Genomic DNA, 16,867 nt, shown 5'->3' on the forward strand with positions numbered 1-16,867 from the left:
AGTGCCGCTAATGCCTCAGCAACCGTCTGACCTTTGCGGTAAACCTCTTTATAGGCCCGGCGGATCTCAAGCAAGGCATCACTGCTGAAACCCCGGCGTTTTAATCCTTCAACATTAATGCCAGCCGGCTGACAAGGTGCACCATGCACCATGACATAAGGCGGCACGTCTTTTAATACAATTGAGCCGCCGCCACAGAAACTGTGTGCGCCAATGTGGACAAACTGATGCACGCCGGTCATCCCGCCCAGAATAGCCCAGTCACCAACATGGACATGGCCAGCTGCCTGCGCGCCGCTGGCAAAAATAGTATGACTACCAATCACGCAGTCATGCGCGATATGGGTCGTATTCATAAACAAATTATGGCTACCAATAATGGTTTTGCCCTGATCCTGCACGGTCCCCCGATGCACAGAGCATCCCTCACGGAACACATTAAAATCGCCGATAATCAGTTCAGTGGCTTCGCCTTTATACTTTTTATCCTGACAGGCTTCGCCAATGCTGCAAAACTGAAAAAAATGATTGGCTTTGCCAATGGTAGCAGGCCCTTTAATCACGACATGTGGCTCTATGACACAGTCATCACCGATCACGACATCATGTCCGATATAGCTAAAAGGACCTACTTTCACATTCTGGCCAAGGCTGGCACTGCTTTCTATAACTGCTGATGGATGTATCACGTTATAACTCTCGTCTGGCGCACATTAATTCAGCTGTGCATACAACTGTGCCATCCACTTTGGCTTCTCCGTAAAATTTCCACATATTACGGCGCTCTTTTAAAAACTTAACGTCCAGTATCATGGTATCGCCCGGTACAACCGGTTTTTTAAAACGGGCTTCATCAATTGCGGCAAACAGATAAAGCTCATTTTCTGCCCGTTCAGTCACGGTCTTAAAACCGAGTATGCCGGTAGCTTGCGCTAACGCTTCCAGAATCAATACGCCCGGAAATATTGGCATCCCGGGAAAATGACCGGTAAAGATAGGTTCGTTGATGGTGACATTTTTCAGGGCGGTTAATGACTCACCCGGAGTGTAATCCAGTACTCTGTCGATTAACAGAAACGGATAACGATGCGGCAATAGCGCCATAATTTCCTGAACTTGCAGGCTATTAAGTTGATTGGCCAAAATTAATCCTCTGTCGATGGTTGTTGACCATCCTGACTTAAATGCTGTAATTGGTGTTCCAGCTGTTTCACCCTTTGGAATAACTGCTCAACCTGGCGCAGACGTGCCGTATTACGACGCCACTCAGCATTAGTTACGGCAGGCATGCCAGAAGAATAAACCCCTTTATCTGCTAATGAGCGGGTAACCATCGACATTCCGGTGATCTGTGTGCCATCAGCAATTTCAATATGACCATTAATACCAACGCCACCACCAATAATGCAATAGCGGCCCACTTTGGTACTGCCCGCGATACTGGCAGAACCTGCCATAGCCGAATGATCGCCAAGTTGAACATTGTGAGCTATCTGGCACAGGTTATCTATAATCACATTTTTACCGATGACGGTATCTTCAATTGCGCCACGATCGATTGTGGTGTTGGCGCCAATCTCACAATTATCGCCAATCAGCACAGTACCCATCTGGGGGATCTTCAGCCAGTTACCGGCTTTATTCGCAAAACCAAAACCATCTGAACCGAGCACTGCGCCACTATGAATGATACAGTTCATACCAATAACCACACGATGATAAACCGTTACGTTGGCCCATAACCTGCTGCCAGTACCAATTCTTGCGCCCTCACCAACCACAGTGCCGGGCCCAAGCTGTACGTCATCACCAAGCACTGCACCGGCACAGATCACTACGTTTGGCCCGAGCGCACAGTTATTGCCCAACACGGCAGTGGCGTCAATTATAGCAGAAGGCGCAATACCTCTGGCAATCTGCGGAGTAGTATCTAGCATCTGAGCAATCTGGGCAAACGCGACGTAAGGGTCAGTTACCACCAGGGCATTGACCCCGGGCGCCACGAAAGGCAGGTCGTCCGCTTTAATTAATACCGCAGAAGCTTTCGTCTGACTGAGAAACTTACGATACTTGCTGTTCGCCAGGAAACTGATGGTGCCAGGGCTTGCATGTTCAAGCGTTGCAACGGCAGAAACGCCGCAAGCGGCGTCTCCGATAAGCTGAGCATTCAGATGCTCAGCCAACTGGGCTAATAACTTCACCCGCTTACTTCGCTTTGCTAACCTGTGCCGCGACGGCATCAGAGATATCATATTCCGGTTTAGCATAAACTGCCGCACCGGCATTCAGTACCACATCGAATTTCTCACGCTCTGCTACCACATCGATGGCATTTTTAATCATTGCCAGAATCTTGTTGCGCTCTTCGTTCTGACGGGCACGGATCTGTTCATCTAAAGGTCGAGCTGTTGCTTCGTACTGCTGACGTTGTTCCTGCACCTTTGCCGCCAGATCCTGCTGTTGTTTTTCACTCATGGTCGGGCCATCACGACGTAGCTTTTCAATATTAAAATTAATATCTTTTTCTAGTTTGCTCATCTCTTCTATTCTTGCCGCAAATTCAGCCCGGATATTTTCCTGAATTGTGGCTGACTGAGGGATTTGCGCCGCTACTGCCTGAATATCAACAAAGGCAATTTTCATTTCTTTAGCAACAGCAGTACCAGCCATTAACATTGTGGCGACTAACAGAATTGCGGTCTTTGCTACTTTATTATTAAACATCATTTTCCTTATACCTTTATTAGAAAGTTGTACCAATATTAAAACTGAAATTTTCCTGTAAATCACCTTCCTGCTTTTTAATAATCTTAGCAAGACTGAACGTTAAGGGGCCCATTGGCGAAATCCATTGTAAAGATACACCAGCTGACGCCCGAATCAAACCAGGGTCAGCATAATCAATCAGGAAAGGCTGAACGCCACGCCCGGCTGATCGTGTTCTGTCCTGTGTTAAATTAGCATACCGGTTAATATCAAATTCAGTATCCCAGACATTACCGGCATCGACAAACAAGCTGGTCCGAACCGAATTACGGTAATCATCACTTAAAAAAGGCGTTGGCGTGATTAACTCTAAGGTCAGTACGCCCATCGCGTTCCCCCCAATAGACCTCGACGACACCAGATAGTTGTCACCTTGCGGATCCTGTGGGTAATTAATGCCATCATTTACCGGTCCCGGAATACCGGGTACTACGCCAGGAAACCGGAAAATTGCGTGAGGACCGATAATCCGGTTTTCAAAGCCACGTAAATTGGAGCCCCCGGCATAAAAATTTTCAGTAAATGGCAGCGTATAATCATAGCCGTCTTTGTCGCCGTAACCATTACCATAACCCAGCTCCAGCTTGCTACGGAACGACCAGCGATGATCATTGCTAAGCGGAATATAATTCTGAGCCTCAAATTGCATTTTATAGTACTGCAAATCGGAGTTAGGGGTGGTGGCACGCAACACTAAGTTTAGCATCCGGCCTGCGGTCGGAAATAAACCTCGGTTTAAGGTACTGTGGGTCCAGCCGGTGCTGAACTCATAGTTAGTAAAATTATAGCCACCATCCGGGTTTTGCTCATCCAGCAACACCGCTCTGAAGTGTCGCAGCTGATCATACTCCTGAATAGAGTTAATTTTATTTACAACATAGTTGGCGCCAAAATTCAGGCGGTTAAATTCATTTACCGGATAGCCAACATTGGCACCAAAACCATAGCGCCGCTGATTATAAGCTTCAAGGTTTGACGAGGCACTACTATAATCGATGTCCGAATAAAACAACTGGCCGCCCAGACTTACTCCATCAAGAGTGAAATACGGGTCGGTGTAACTGAGATTGATACTTTTCTGGTATTTATTGGTACTTAAGCTAATACCGGCGGCGTTACCAGTGCCAAAGAAATTTGACTGCTGGACACCGACCTCAAAAGACAAACCCTGATAGCTGCCATACGATATGCCGGCATTAAAACTGCCAGACGGCTGCTCTTTCATCGTAAAAATCACATCAACCAGATCATCATTGCCGGTAACCGGCAAAGTCTCATAGCTGATTTCTTCGATGTAAGGCAAACGCTGGATCCGGTTTTTCGACAACTCAAGATAGTCGTTTGACAGCCAGGCACCTTCCATTTGCCGCAACTCACGACGAATAACCTCATCCCGGGTGTTACTGTTACCTTTTACTTCAATTCTGCGCACATATACCCGTTTTCCCGGGTCAACGCTAATGGTCAGGTCAACTTCGTTGTTTGCCTCATCAACCTTCGGAATTGTCCGGACTTTAGAGTTCGCATAACCAAAACGTGCTAACAACTTGGCGATACTCTCTTCGGTATAGGTTACCAGCGCGCCGTTGTACAACTGCCCTGCCTCTAATGGCAAAATGGCTTCAATTATCGCGTCCTGGCCAATTAAATCACCAACGAAATTGATATCACGAATCGTGTACTGCTCGCCTTCCGTCACGTTTAACGTGACGTAAACCGCTGTTTTATCCGGACTGACAGAAACCTGAGAGGAATCTATAGCGAACTGCAGATAGCCGCGGTCGAGATAATAGCTGTTAATGGTTTCAAAGTCGCCTTGCAGCGTCTGCTTCTGGTAACGATCCGAAGATAAAAAACGCCACCAGGGTAAATCCTGTTTTGATTCGATTTGCTTTAGCAACTCATCATTAGAAAAAATCGTGTTGCCAACAATATTGATCTGCCGGACGGAAGCGGCGTCGCCTTCATCAAACTCCAGCTTCAGATTAACCCTGTTGCGCGGCAGATAGGTTACTTTTGCTTCGACCTTGGCCTGATATTTACCCACACCGTGGTAAAACTCAGTTAAACCATTTTCGATACTTTTCAGAATCGTTTTATCTAACGGCTCGCCAACCTGAACCCGGTTTCCGGCAAGGCTCTCGTTAAGCTGCTCTTCTTTAATGTCTTTGTTGCCATCAAACTCGATGTTATTGATGGTTGGCCGTTCTTTTAACCGGTAGATAACGGTATTACCATCCCGAAACACTTTGATATCGTCAAAGTGGCCAGCACTGTATAACGTTTTGATACTACGCGATAAACTGTATTCAGTTACAGTATCGCCAATAGTAAATGGCAGATTATTCAGAGCGGCACCAAGCGCAACGCGCTGCAAGCCTTCAACCTGAATATCCTGAACGGTAAATGATTCTTCAGCTAGCACCGAGCTACTGCCTGTGGCAAGTAACATCGCAGCTACTAATCGTTTAATTGTCATTATTTGAACTACTTATGATTAGTTTATTACAAACGAGAAATATCGTTGAGCAGCGCAATTCCCATTAACATCAGCAGGACTAAAGCTCCACAGCGAAAACCTATTTCCTGCGCCTTCTCAGAGACAGGTTTACCGCGTATTAGTTCCACCACAAGATACATTAAATGGCCACCATCCAAAATGGGTAATGGCAATAAATTAATAACAGCCAGATTGACACTAATCAGCGCCAGAAACGCTAAAAATGCGATCAGGCCCATACTGGCCGTATCTCCTGCTCCCTGAGCAATCGAGATAGGCCCGCTTAAATGCCTGACAGACACATCGCCGGTCAGCAGTTTTGCAACCATGGCAAAACTCAGCCGGGTTAACTGCCAGGTCTGACTGATGCCTTCTTTCACCGCGCCAATTACACCATAGCGCTGGGTGTAAATAATACCCTCAGGCCAGGGTGTCACCACCGGTTGCACCCCCAGCATGCCCTGGGTAAAGCCATCGTCGCGGGTCAGCAATTCTGGTGTCGCTGACAGTTCAATAAGCTGTCCTGCCCGGTTGATTTCAAAGCGCAGCGTTTGTTCAGCATTTTGCTGAATAAGACGCTCTAGTACTGACCAGTCAGCAATGGGCTCATCATCAATCCGCACGATAATATCACCCGGTTGCATGCCTGCCAAAGCTGCTGCTGAGCCAGGCACTATTTGGGCTAGCTCAGTGGTCGCTTCAGGTTGCAACAGCTTAATACCGAGGCTGGCAAACACGGATTGCTGCTCCGGGTTAAATTGCCAGTCCGCCAAGTCAAGCTGTACTTGCCGCTGCTGTCCTGAGTCAATGTCCTGTAAACCTAACGTCATTTGCCCCCGGCCCAGCTGTTCAACCAGCAGCAAATTAGTACTGCGCAAATCTCGGGCACTATGGCCATTGATACTGATAATTTGCTCATTGCCCCGCACACCCGCTTCAGCAACAATAGACTGCGGTTGCACGTCGGCAATAACCGGTTTTGCTTCCTGCACCCCAATCATGTACATCAGCCACAAAATAAAAATGGCGAAGATAAAATTAGCCGCAGGCCCTGCAGCGATAATGGCCATGCGCTGCCATACTGTTTTATGGTTAAACGCTAAATCAGCAAACTGCGGTAGAACCGGATCAACCCGCTCATCCAGCATTCTTACATAGCCGCCCAGCGGAATAGCCGCAATAACAAATTCAGTGCCCTGCCGATCCCGCCAGCTGAACAGCGCTTTACCAAAGCCAATGGAGAAACGTTTCACCAGCACACCGTTTTTGCGGGCAACCCAAAAGTGGCCAAATTCATGTACGGTAACCAGTAACCCCAGCGCAATCACAAAGGTAAAGGCATTCCACAAAAACACTGTCATTAATTTAATGTCCTTACCAGCTGCTGCGCATAGGCGCGGGCTTCAAAATCGAGCGCTACTATATCATCCAGCGAGCGGGCAGCATAGTTAAGGAAATGTGCCAGAGATTTTTCATTCAGGCGAACAATGTCAGTAAAGCGGATCTGTTCGTTAATAAATGCCGCTACCGCTATCTCGTTAGCGGCATTAAGTGCTGTTGTTGCACCTTGCCCGGCAGCACAGGCAGCCATTGCCAGAAATAGATTAGGGTACCGTTCAGGATCAGGCTTACTGAAACTGAAATTGGCTAACTGGCTGAAATCAAGCGGAGAAACCGGGCTGCTCATCCGGTTTGGAAACGCCAGCGCGTGAGCGATCGGGGTGCGCATATCTGGCTGCCCCAGCTGAGCCAGCACCGAACCATCAGTATACTGCACCATCGAATGAATAATACTCTGCGGATGAATTACCACTTCTATATCAGAGGGTGCGCAATTAAACAGCCAGCGGGCTTCGATAAATTCCAGCCCTTTGTTCATCATCGTCGCACTGTCTACCGATATTTTCTGGCCCATACTCCAATTCGGATGGGCAATAGCCTCAGCAACCGTTACCTTGTTCAGGGTATTGAGTTCACGGGTCAGAAAAGGTCCGCCACTGCCTGTCAGCAACAATTTGGCAATACCCATCTGGGCCAGCGTCACCGGTTGCGTCGCCTGCTGCGCCGTCGCGGGCAGACATTGAAAAATAGCGTTATGTTCGCTGTCAATTGGCAGCAGTGTCGTACCGTGGCGCTGCACTTTAGCCATAAACAGCTCACCTGACATTACCAACGCTTCTTTATTGGCCAGCAGTACCGTTTTACCCTGCTCTACAGCTGCCAGGGTTGGCATTAATCCCGCTGCGCCGACAATGGCAGCCATGACGATATCTGCATCAGGATGCGCAGCAAGCTCGTTAATAGCTTGCTGCCCAGACATCACCTGGGTGGCGCAGCCATGGCGTGCCAGCGCAACTTTTAATTCAGCGGCGGCCTTGGTGCATAACATCGCAGCAAAACGGGGCTGAAACTCAAGACACTGTGCAAGTATTTTACTGGTTTGAGTGGCAGCAGTCAGTGCCAACACCTTAAATTGCTCTGGATGCCGGGCCAGCACCGATAAGGTGCTGCAGCCAATAGAACCAGTTGCTCCCAGAATAACGACCTGTCGCATCAATGAAAGCCACCGAATAAAGCGAGAAGCAGAGCATAAAGCGGCGCAGTAGCTGTCAGGCTGTCTATCCGATCAAGAATACCGCCATGACCAGGTAAAAACGCACCACTATCCTTCTTTCCGGCAGCCCGTTTAAACATACTTTCTGTTAAATCTCCAAACACCGACAGTGCCGCTAACACAATCGCGGCCAGGTACCAGTAAGCGATATTTGCAGGCCAGTTCTTCCAGAAACCGACTGCGCTGACCAGTAGTAACACAAATAGCATGCCGCCGAGCATGCCTTCCAGGGTTTTACCCGGGCTGACTTTAGGCAGCAATTTCGTTTTGCCGAAGGGTTTACCAATAGCATATCCGCCGATATCAGCGGCCCACACCAGACCCAGTAAGCCAAATAATAGCCACGCTCCGGTAAAGGCATCCTGCTGGTAGTCCAGACCGCGAACAAACACGACAGCACTCCAGGCAGGAAGTAACGTCAGCCAGCCCAGCAGCGCTTTCAGCCAGTCCCGTCCCGCCCAGAGCAGCTGACTGCCGGGGTAACTGAGTACCAGCACAACAGCCAGCAGCCACCAGACGACGCCCGCGATAATCAGGGTCAGCGTCAGGGTATCTGCAAACAGATACTGCAATGCAACCGGTTGCAACAGATAAAGCAGAAACAGCATCGCTGCGGTTAATCCGGTATATATCGCCCGTAATGTGCGGCTAGCCAGGCCACAAAGCCCGCTCCACTCCCAGGCACCCAGTGTAAATGCAACAGAAACAAACAACGCAAAGCCGGCCAGCGGTAAATAAAATACCGCCAGTAGCGCCAGCGGAGCCAGCAGTAACGCTGTTAAAAGTCGTTGTTTAAACAATATTGTTATCCTTTATTGTGCAGCATTGCCTGAATTTGCTCACCGGTGCAACCGAAACGTCGCTCCCGGTTAACAAACGCGGCTATGGCGTCAGCAAACACTGTTTTATCAAAATCAGGCCACAGGGTTTCAGTAAACCACAATTCTGCATAGGCAGCCTGCCATAATAAAAAGTTACTGATCCGCAAATCACCACCGGTACGGATCAGTAAATCCAGTTCCGGCTGGTCGTGCAACTGCATATGCTCAGCAAGCATCTGCTCCGTCATCGCCTCAGGAAGCAACGCCTTGGCCTGCACTTTAACCGCTAGCTGGCGTGCAGCATTGAGCATATCCCAGCGACCACCATAGTTTGCTGCAATATTTAATGTCATAGCGGTATTGTCAGCCGTCAATGCTTCGGCAGCACTAATGCTTGCCCGCAGTTTCTGGTCAAAGGCTGATAAATCGCCAACTATCTGCAATTTTACGTTATGTTTGTGCAGGTTTTTCACTTCTTTTTTTAGCACCAGCATAAACAATTGCATCAGGGTATCAACTTCAGCTTGCGGTCGTCGCCAGTTCTCGCTGCTAAACGCGAATAACGTCAGCGACGGGATACCTAATTGCCGGCAAAAACTGACTGCGCGGCGCACTGCTTCCGCGCCCTTTTTATGTCCCCATACTCTTGGCTTCCCTTGACGCTGTGCCCAACGGCCATTGCCGTCCATTATTATGGCGACATGCCGTGGTAACGTCTGCTGCCCGATCTGCGACTCTGCAGTCATAGAATTAGACCTGTCCTTTTGTAATGCTGTCACTGAACTTACTGCTATGTTATCCGCTGTACCAGCGATAATAAAAAGCGCCGTACAGCCTAGCCGTTACGGCGCCATTATCTGCTAATGGTGGACTGCTTTAAACCTCCATCAGTTCCTTTTCTTTATCAGCAAGCACTTCGTCGATTTTTTTAACAAAAGTATCGGTGACTTTCTGGACTTCATCAGCTGCCCGACGCTCGTCATCTTCGCTGATTGCTTTATCTTTTAGCAACGCTTTTAATTCCGCGTTAGCATCGCGGCGGATATTACGCACGGCCACCCGGCCGCCTTCCGCTTCTGCCCGCACAACCTTAACCAGATCGCGACGGCGCTCTTCAGTCAGCGCCGGTAAGGGTACCCGAATACTGGTACCGGCCGACATCGGGTTAAGCCCCAGATCTGATGACATAATGGCTTTCTCGACAGCCTGCACCAGGCTTTTGTCAAATACACTGATACTTAACGTCCGGGCGTCTTCAATAGAGACGTTTGCCACCTGCCGCAGCGGCGTATCTGCGCCATAATAAGAAACCTGAATACCGTCCAGCAAACTGGGGTGAGCCCGTCCTGTACGCACTTTATTTAACTGAGATTTCAGCGCATCGACGCTTTTTTCCATTCTTACTTTGCTGTCTTTAATAATGTCGTTTATCACGATCGTTATCCTTTTATATCTTGTCGCAACGGCCAGAATAGCCGCTAGTTTACTGTAAATTTTCTGCGTGGTCGATAACAGTGCCTTCCGGCTCGCCCATTATGACCCGTTTTAATGCACCGGGTTTATTCATATTAAACACCCGGATTTGTAAATTATGATCCCGGGCCAGGGTAAACGCGGCTAAATCCATCACTTTTAATTCTTTATCGAGTACTTCTGTGTAAGTTAACTGCGAATAAAGGGTTGCGGCAGGGTCTTTTACCGGGTCGGCGGAGTACACACCCTCAACTTTAGTGGCTTTTAACACCGCATCCGCTTCAATTTCAATCCCTCTTAAACAAGCAGCGGAATCGGTAGTAAAAAACGGATTACCGGTACCGGCGGAGAAAATAACAACTCTGCCTGATTTCAGATAACTGATCGCTTCAGCCCAGCTGTAGTTATCACAGACGCCATTGAGTGGAATGGCACTCATCATCCGGGCATTAACATATGCCCGGTGTAAGGCGTCACGCATTGCCAGACCATTCATCACGGTCGCCAGCATACCCATATGGTCGCCAACCACCCGGTTCATACCGGCTTTAGCCAGGCCTTCACCGCGGAAAATATTGCCACCGCCAATAACAATGCCAACCTGCACCCCTAACTCAACCAGCTCTTTGATCTCCTGGGCCATCCGGTCCAGTACTTTCGGATCAATACCAAAGCCTTCATCGCCCATCAGGGCCTCTCCGCTTAATTTTAACAGGATGCGTCGGTAGGTTGGTTTCGGATTGATACTCATGGGTGCCCCTAGTGCTGAAAACATACTGGATAAAAGACAAAAAAAAACCGCGACCTCAGGTCGCGGTTATTCTAGCGGGTTTTAGTTAATTGCTAAAGCGCAAATTACTTTTTCGCCGCAGCGATCTGTGCAGCTACTTCGGCAGCAAAGTCTTCTTCTTTCTTTTCAATACCTTCACCTACTTCTAAGCGAATGAAAGAAACAACTTTAGCACCATTTTGCTTTAAGAATTCGCCAGTGCTGATTGACGGGTCCTTAACGAAAGGCTGACCTGTTAAGCTGACTTCACCAGTGAATTTACTCATCCGGCCTGCAACCATTTTCTCAGCGATTTCTTTTGGCTTACCACTGTTCACCGCAATGTCGATCTGAATTTGACGCTCACGCTCCACCACTTCGGCAGAGACGTCTTCCGGGTTTACGTAGCTTGGGTTGTTTGCGGCAACGTGCATGGCAACATCTTTAGCCACATCTTCGTTACCACCTTCCAATACCGCTAACACACCGATCCGGCCAGAGTGAACATACTGACCGATGACATCGCCTTCAACAACAGCGGCGCGGCGCACGTTGATGTTTTCACCAATTTTCGCGACCAGGGTCGCCCGGGTATCTTCTACTGAAGTACCATTTAAATCAGCGGCTAAAATAGCTTCTGCAGTGAATAACTTGTTAGCATGAGCCAGGTCTGCAACACTGTTGGCAAAGGCCAGGAAATTAGCATCCCGGGCGACGAAGTCAGTTTCGCAGTTGAATTCAATCGCTAAACCATAGCCGTCCGCTACGCGGGTTAAAATAACACCTTCAGCAGCAATACGGCCGGCTTTTTTAGCCGCTTTTGCTAAACCGCTTTTACGCATCGCGTCGATGGCCGCTTCGATATCGCCGCCAGTTTCTTCCAACGCTTTTTTACAATCCATCATGCCAGCGCCAGTGCGCTCGCGAAGTTCTTTTACTAAAGCCGCAGTTACAGCCATGGGAGCTTCCTCGTCTTAATTCCGGTTGGACAAACAGGGGCAATATTGCCCCTGTTGCAAAGGTCTTCTGTCTAAAGCCTGACAGGCTTAAGTGACAGAAAAATTATTCTGCTTCAACGAAGCTTTCAGCTTCTGCCTGAACTTCGATGTTTTTGTCACGACCTTCCTGGATAGCCTGACCTACCGCACCCAGATATAACTGGATAGCACGGATAGCGTCGTCGTTACCTGGGATCACATAGTCAACACCTTTAGGATCAGAGTTAGTATCAACCACTGATACCACCGGAATACCCAGGTTGTTGGCTTCTTTGATCGCGATGTGTTCATGGTCAGCGTCGATCACGAACAGTACGTCTGGTAAGCCGCCCATGTCCTTGATACCGCCTAAGCTTTTTTCCAGCTTATCCATTTCACGGGTACGGTCTAAAGCTTCTTTCTTAGTCAGCTTGTCGAAAGTACCATCCTGGCTTTGCGCTTCCAGGTCTTTTAAACGCTTGATAGACTGACGAACGGTTTTCCAGTTAGTCAGCATGCCACCTAACCAACGGTGGTTAACATAGAATTGGTCAACTTTGGTTGCCGCTTCTTTGATGGCTTCAGACGCGGCACGCTTGGTACCTACGAATAAAATTTTACCTTTCTTGGCAGATACCTGTTGAATAAACGCTAAGGCGTCATTCATCATCGGTACGGTTTGCTCAAGGTTGATGATATGAACTTTATTACGGGCACCAAAAATGAATGGCTTCATTTTTGGATTCCAGTAACGGGTTTGGTGACCGAAGTGCACGCCCGCCTGGAGCATGTCGCGCATAGAAACTTTTGCCATGATTATATTTCCTGTTTAGGGGTTAGGCCTCCATGCATCCCATATCCCGACCGTTGCTTTCGCGCAGGCACCCCGGACTATGTGTCGATGCATGTGTGTTATTTAAAATTTAAGTTTGTTTTCGCAAAGCAGTACATTGACTTTTTATAACTAAGAACCAGAAGTTATCAAAAATAAGCTTCGGTGCCGGTAAAAGAAAAGTACAATGCAATTTGCTAATTTGCGGCGCGCTTTATACCATAGTAAGCTGCCAAACACAATGATATGTGTGTTTTTCCAGCAGTCATAATGGCTGTAACTGCAGTAACCGAGAGAGTGTTGATGACAGCAAATATTAAAACCGCCGCCGAAATTGAAAAAATGCGAATTGCCGGCCGTCTGGCGGCTGAAGTACTGGAAATGATCGAACCCCATGTCAACGCCGGTGTCACGACCGATCAGCTGAACACCTTATGCCATGACTATATCGTTAACGTGCAGCAGGCCATTCCTGCGCCGCTTAATTATCACGGTTTTCCTAAATCGATTTGTACCTCTGTTAATCAGGTTATTTGTCACGGCATTCCAAACGATAAAGCGCTAAAAGTCGGCGATATCGTCAACATTGATATCACGGTGATTAAAGATGGCTATCACGGCGATACCTCAAAAATGTTTGTCGTCGGCAAACCCAGCATCATGGCCGAGCGGCTTATCCGGGTCACCCAGGAATGTTTATATCTGGCGCTGAAACGGGTGAAGAATGGTGTGCGGCTGGGCGATATTGGTCACATCATTCAGCAACATGCCGAAAAGCACAGCTATTCTGTGGTCCGCGAATATTGCGGCCATGGTATTGGCGCGGTTTTTCATGAAGACCCTCAGGTGCTGCATTACGGCAAGCCGGGCACCGGCGAAGTGTTGAAAACCGGCATGTGCTTAACGATAGAGCCGATGATTAATGCCGGCGGCCGCCACAGCAAACTTTTAAAAGATGGCTGGACAGTGGTAACCAAAGATCGCAGTTTATCAGCTCAGTTTGAACATACCCTGCTGGTTACTGATGATGGCTGTGAAATTCTGACGCTGCGCAGTGATGAAACACTGGAGCGCCAGTTAACCGCAGAGTAAAGACTTACTAACGCTCAGCAGGGAGTCGCATGACGCAAATATTGCAATTTAACCGCTCATTGCCGGCCAGTTTTTCGCTGGAACATTATAAAAAGCATTTCAGTGAATTTCATGACTGGCTGGAACGCAGCTTTGAGCATCAGCCCATCAATGGTCTGGTTAAAGCCCGCGCCAGGTTTATTGACAACGTGTTAATTCAGTTGTGGCAACATTTCGAACTGAGCAGGCAACCAAACCTGAGCCTGGTTGCTGTAGGCGGCTACGGCAGAGGCGAATTGCACCCCTACTCTGACATTGATCTGCTGATTTTAGCTGAGCGGCGGTTAACCGCGGAACAGCAACAAGCCATCGCCGACTTTATTACCACGCTGTGGGATTTACGTCTGGAAGTGGGTCATAGCGTCCGCACTTTAAAAGAAACCATAAAGTTAGGGCGTGACGACATAACTATTGCCACAAACTTATTGGAAATGCGCCTGCTTACCGGCAATAAGCCACTGTTTGAACAGTTACAGCAGGAAATCAGCGGTGATAATTTCTGGAGCAGTCAGGCATTCTTTCAGGCCAAGCGGCATGAACAACAGCAACGCCATGCTCAGTACCACGGTACAGCTTATAACCTGGAACCGAACCTGAAAGCCAATCCGGGCGGTCTGCGCGACATACAGACTATCGGCTGGGTGGCGAAAAAGCACTTTAACACCCGCACGATGCGCGAACTGGTGGCCTATCAGTATCTGACTGAAGATGAATATCAGGAATTAATGGAATGCGAAGCCTACTTGTGGCAAATGCGTTTTGCACTGCACATTGAAGCGGGTCGCAATGAAAACCGGATATTATTCGACTATCAGCCAGCTGCAGCTAAACGACTGGGCTTTGGCTCTGACGGAAAGGCATCAGTCGAGCGGATGATGAAGCGGTTTTTCCGCACCGTACAACGGGTTAGTGAATTAAATGAAATGCTGCTGCAGCATTTTGAAGGCAGTATTTTAAATCAGGGCACAAAAGTAAAAGTACAGCAGCTGGATGACTATTTTGAGCTCAGTGGTCATTTAATTAAAGCCCGCGACAATGCCATTTTTGCCAGACGCGATAATTTGCTGAGGTTGTTCTGGCATATTGCCAACAACTCCAATATCACCGGCATTCACTCCACTACCCTGCGTTTGCTGCGCCAGGTCCGCCGGCGTCTGATGGGCGATTTGCAGGACTATGAAGCGTGCCGTCAACTTTTCCTGGCCTTACTGCGTCATCCGCGCGGAATGGATAAAGCGATAACGTTGATGCATCGTTATGGTGTGCTGGCTGCGTACTTACCACAATGGCGCAACATCGTCGGCCAGATGCAGTTTGATTTATTTCATGCCTATACAGTAGATGAGCATACTCACCGCCTGCTGAAAAACCTGTATAAATATACCCAACCTGAGCATGAAAGTGAGTTTCCGCTTTGTACCGACATTGTTAAGCGGATGGAAAAACCCGAGTTGTTGTATCTGGCGGGCATCTTTCATGATATTGCCAAAGGCCGCGGCGGCGATCACTCGGAGCTGGGGGCGATGGATGTCCGCGAATTTGCCAAACTGCATAAGTTAAGTGAATTCGACAGCAAGCTGGTGGCCTGGCTGGTGGAAAGCCATCTGCTGATGTCGGTTACCGCGCAGCGGCGGGATATTCATGATCCGGCTGTTGTGGCTGAGTTTGCAGAAAAAGTGCGGGATGAAACCCGGCTTAATTATCTGTACTGTTTAACCCTGGCCGACATCCGCGCCACTAATGATAACCTGTGGAATGATTGGAAAGGCTCGCTATTGCGTGAACTGTTTCTGGCGACCCAGAAAGCGTTTCGCCGCGGTCTGGAAAAACCGATGGATTTACGCGACTTAATTCGCGAAAACCAAAGTGAGGCGATGCCGCTTTTACTAAAACAAACCTTTACCGAATCTGAAATCCTGCACCTGTGGAGCCGGATCAAAGCAGACTATTTTGCCCGTTACAGCCCAAAACAAATCGCCTGGCACTGTGAACATATTTTACGCCATAAAAATCATCAAGAACCTTTGGTGCTGATTAGCAAAACACCCATTCGGGGCGGTACTCAGGTATTTATTTATACCCCCGACCAACCCGGGCTGTTCGCGCGCCTGGTGGCCGCGCTCGACAGTAAGAAAGTTAATATTTTTGATGCCCAGATCATGACCAATAAAGATGGTTACGCCATGGATACCTTCGTGATTCTGGAGCAGAATGGCGAGCCAGTCAGCTCCCCCTCCCGCCTCACCAGCATTAAGCGGGCACTGGAGCTGTATATTGCCGGTAAGCCGGATTTGTCCCGGCAAAAGCCGCGACTGTCTCGTCAGATGCGTCAGTTTAATGTGCCACCTAAAGTCGTTTTCCTGCCAGGTAATATTAAACAGCGTACCATGGTTGAAATCGCAGCTCTGGATACCCCGGGATTACTGGCCGATATCGGTCAGGTTTTTCAGCGCTGCGGCGTTAATATTCATGCGGCAAAAATCACCACTATCGGTGAACGGGCCGAAGATTTTTTTATGTTATCAAATGCACAGGATCAGGCGCTGAGCAGCGACGAGCAGAGCGAGCTTAAGCGGGTCCTGATTTCACAACTCTCACAGGAAACACAAGGCTGAAATAACACCATGTCTGATTTAAAAAGCATTATCGAAAATGCGTTCGAACTTCGTGCCGATATTACCCCGGGCACTGTAACGGCTGACGTAAAAAACGCCGTGCAACAGGCCATAGCGTTGCTTGATAGCGGGCAGGCGCGGGTAGCCGAAAAAATTGCCGGCGAATGGGTTGTACACCAGTGGTTGAAAAAGGCCGTGCTGCTGTCGTTCCGGATTAATGATAATGCGGTAATGGATGGTGCTGAAAATCGTTTTTTTGACAAAGTACCGATGAAATATGCTGATTACACCCCCGAGCGTTTCCGCGCTGATGGTGTTCGGGTAGTTCCTCCGGCTGCGGCCCGCCAGGGCAGTTATATTGGCAGAAAT

Annotated in this window: 15 protein-coding genes and 1 pseudogene; 3 read left to right on the forward strand and 13 right to left on the reverse strand. The window is 48.6% G+C overall.

The window, feature by feature from the left end; genetic code table 11:
• The 13 genes from lpxA to rpsB form a co-directional block, all read right to left on the reverse strand.
• The coding region (gene lpxA, locus R3177_RS06755) for an acyl-ACP--UDP-N-acetylglucosamine O-acyltransferase (RefSeq protein WP_318970281.1) at positions 1-689 on the reverse strand (689 nt) is incomplete at its 3' end.
• Between the two features lies 1 nt (position 690).
• Complete coding sequence (gene fabZ, locus R3177_RS06760) at positions 691-1,143, reverse strand: 3-hydroxyacyl-ACP dehydratase FabZ (RefSeq protein WP_413229076.1); 453 nt, start codon at positions 1,141-1,143, stop codon at positions 691-693.
• Between the two features lie 2 nt (positions 1,144-1,145).
• Complete coding sequence (gene lpxD, locus R3177_RS06765) at positions 1,146-2,201, reverse strand: UDP-3-O-(3-hydroxymyristoyl)glucosamine N-acyltransferase (protein WP_318970282.1); 1,056 nt, start codon at positions 2,199-2,201, stop codon at positions 1,146-1,148.
• Between the two features lie 4 nt (positions 2,202-2,205).
• Positions 2,206-2,727 (reverse strand): OmpH family outer membrane protein, encoded by a 522-nt coding sequence (locus tag R3177_RS06770; protein ID WP_318970283.1) that lies wholly within the window; start codon positions 2,725-2,727, stop codon positions 2,206-2,208.
• 16 nt (positions 2,728-2,743) lie between these two features.
• Complete coding sequence (gene bamA / locus R3177_RS06775) at positions 2,744-5,245, reverse strand: outer membrane protein assembly factor BamA (protein ID WP_318970284.1); 2,502 nt, start codon at positions 5,243-5,245, stop codon at positions 2,744-2,746.
• Between the two features lie 26 nt (positions 5,246-5,271).
• Positions 5,272-6,627 (reverse strand): sigma E protease regulator RseP, encoded by a 1,356-nt coding sequence (gene rseP / locus R3177_RS06780; protein WP_318970285.1) that lies wholly within the window; start codon positions 6,625-6,627, stop codon positions 5,272-5,274.
• Positions 6,627-7,820, reverse strand: coding sequence for a 1-deoxy-D-xylulose-5-phosphate reductoisomerase (gene ispC / locus R3177_RS06785; RefSeq protein WP_318970286.1), 1,194 nt, complete (start codon positions 7,818-7,820; stop codon positions 6,627-6,629). Before ispC ends, rseP begins: the two co-directional genes overlap by 1 nt.
• The gene (locus R3177_RS06790; protein WP_318970287.1) at positions 7,820-8,680 is read right to left on the reverse strand and encodes a phosphatidate cytidylyltransferase; all 861 of its coding nucleotides are present in this window, start codon (positions 8,678-8,680) and stop codon (positions 7,820-7,822) included. Before R3177_RS06790 ends, ispC begins: the two co-directional genes overlap by 1 nt.
• Before the next feature lie 5 nt (positions 8,681-8,685).
• Positions 8,686-9,447, reverse strand: coding sequence for a polyprenyl diphosphate synthase (gene uppS / locus R3177_RS06795; RefSeq protein ID WP_318970288.1), 762 nt, complete (start codon positions 9,445-9,447; stop codon positions 8,686-8,688).
• A 130-nt stretch (positions 9,448-9,577) separates the two neighbouring features.
• Positions 9,578-10,135, reverse strand: a complete 558-nt coding sequence (frr, locus tag R3177_RS06800; RefSeq protein ID WP_318970289.1) for a ribosome recycling factor — start codon at positions 10,133-10,135, stop codon at positions 9,578-9,580.
• A 49-nt stretch (positions 10,136-10,184) separates the two neighbouring features.
• Entirely contained in the window at positions 10,185-10,925 is a 741-nt protein-coding gene (gene pyrH / locus R3177_RS06805; protein ID WP_318970290.1) for a UMP kinase, read from the reverse strand.
• Positions 10,926-11,029: 104 nt separating this feature from the next.
• Positions 11,030-11,902, reverse strand: a complete 873-nt coding sequence (gene tsf / locus R3177_RS06810) for a translation elongation factor Ts (RefSeq protein ID WP_318970291.1) — start codon at positions 11,900-11,902, stop codon at positions 11,030-11,032.
• A gap of 103 nt (positions 11,903-12,005) precedes the next feature.
• Complete coding sequence (gene rpsB / locus R3177_RS06815) at positions 12,006-12,734, reverse strand: 30S ribosomal protein S2 (RefSeq protein WP_318970292.1); 729 nt, start codon at positions 12,732-12,734, stop codon at positions 12,006-12,008.
• Between the two features lie 321 nt (positions 12,735-13,055).
• Here rpsB and map point away from each other — a divergent pair, with 321 nt between their 5' ends.
• The 3 genes and pseudogenes from map to dapD all read left to right on the forward strand — a co-directional run.
• Positions 13,056-13,844, forward strand: coding sequence for a type I methionyl aminopeptidase (map, locus tag R3177_RS06820; protein ID WP_318970295.1), 789 nt, complete (start codon positions 13,056-13,058; stop codon positions 13,842-13,844).
• Between the two features lie 29 nt (positions 13,845-13,873).
• A complete protein-coding gene (glnD, locus tag R3177_RS06825) occupies positions 13,874-16,498 on the forward strand; it encodes a bifunctional uridylyltransferase/uridylyl-removing protein GlnD (RefSeq protein ID WP_318970293.1) in 2,625 nt (874 codons plus the stop codon).
• A 9-nt stretch (positions 16,499-16,507) separates the two neighbouring features.
• Positions 16,508-16,867: pseudogene (dapD, locus tag R3177_RS06830) on the forward strand (2,3,4,5-tetrahydropyridine-2,6-dicarboxylate N-succinyltransferase); the annotation flags it as partial.

The organism is Arsukibacterium sp., from assembly GCF_033722355.1.
Taxonomy (GTDB): Bacteria; Pseudomonadota; Gammaproteobacteria; order Enterobacterales; family Alteromonadaceae; genus Alishewanella.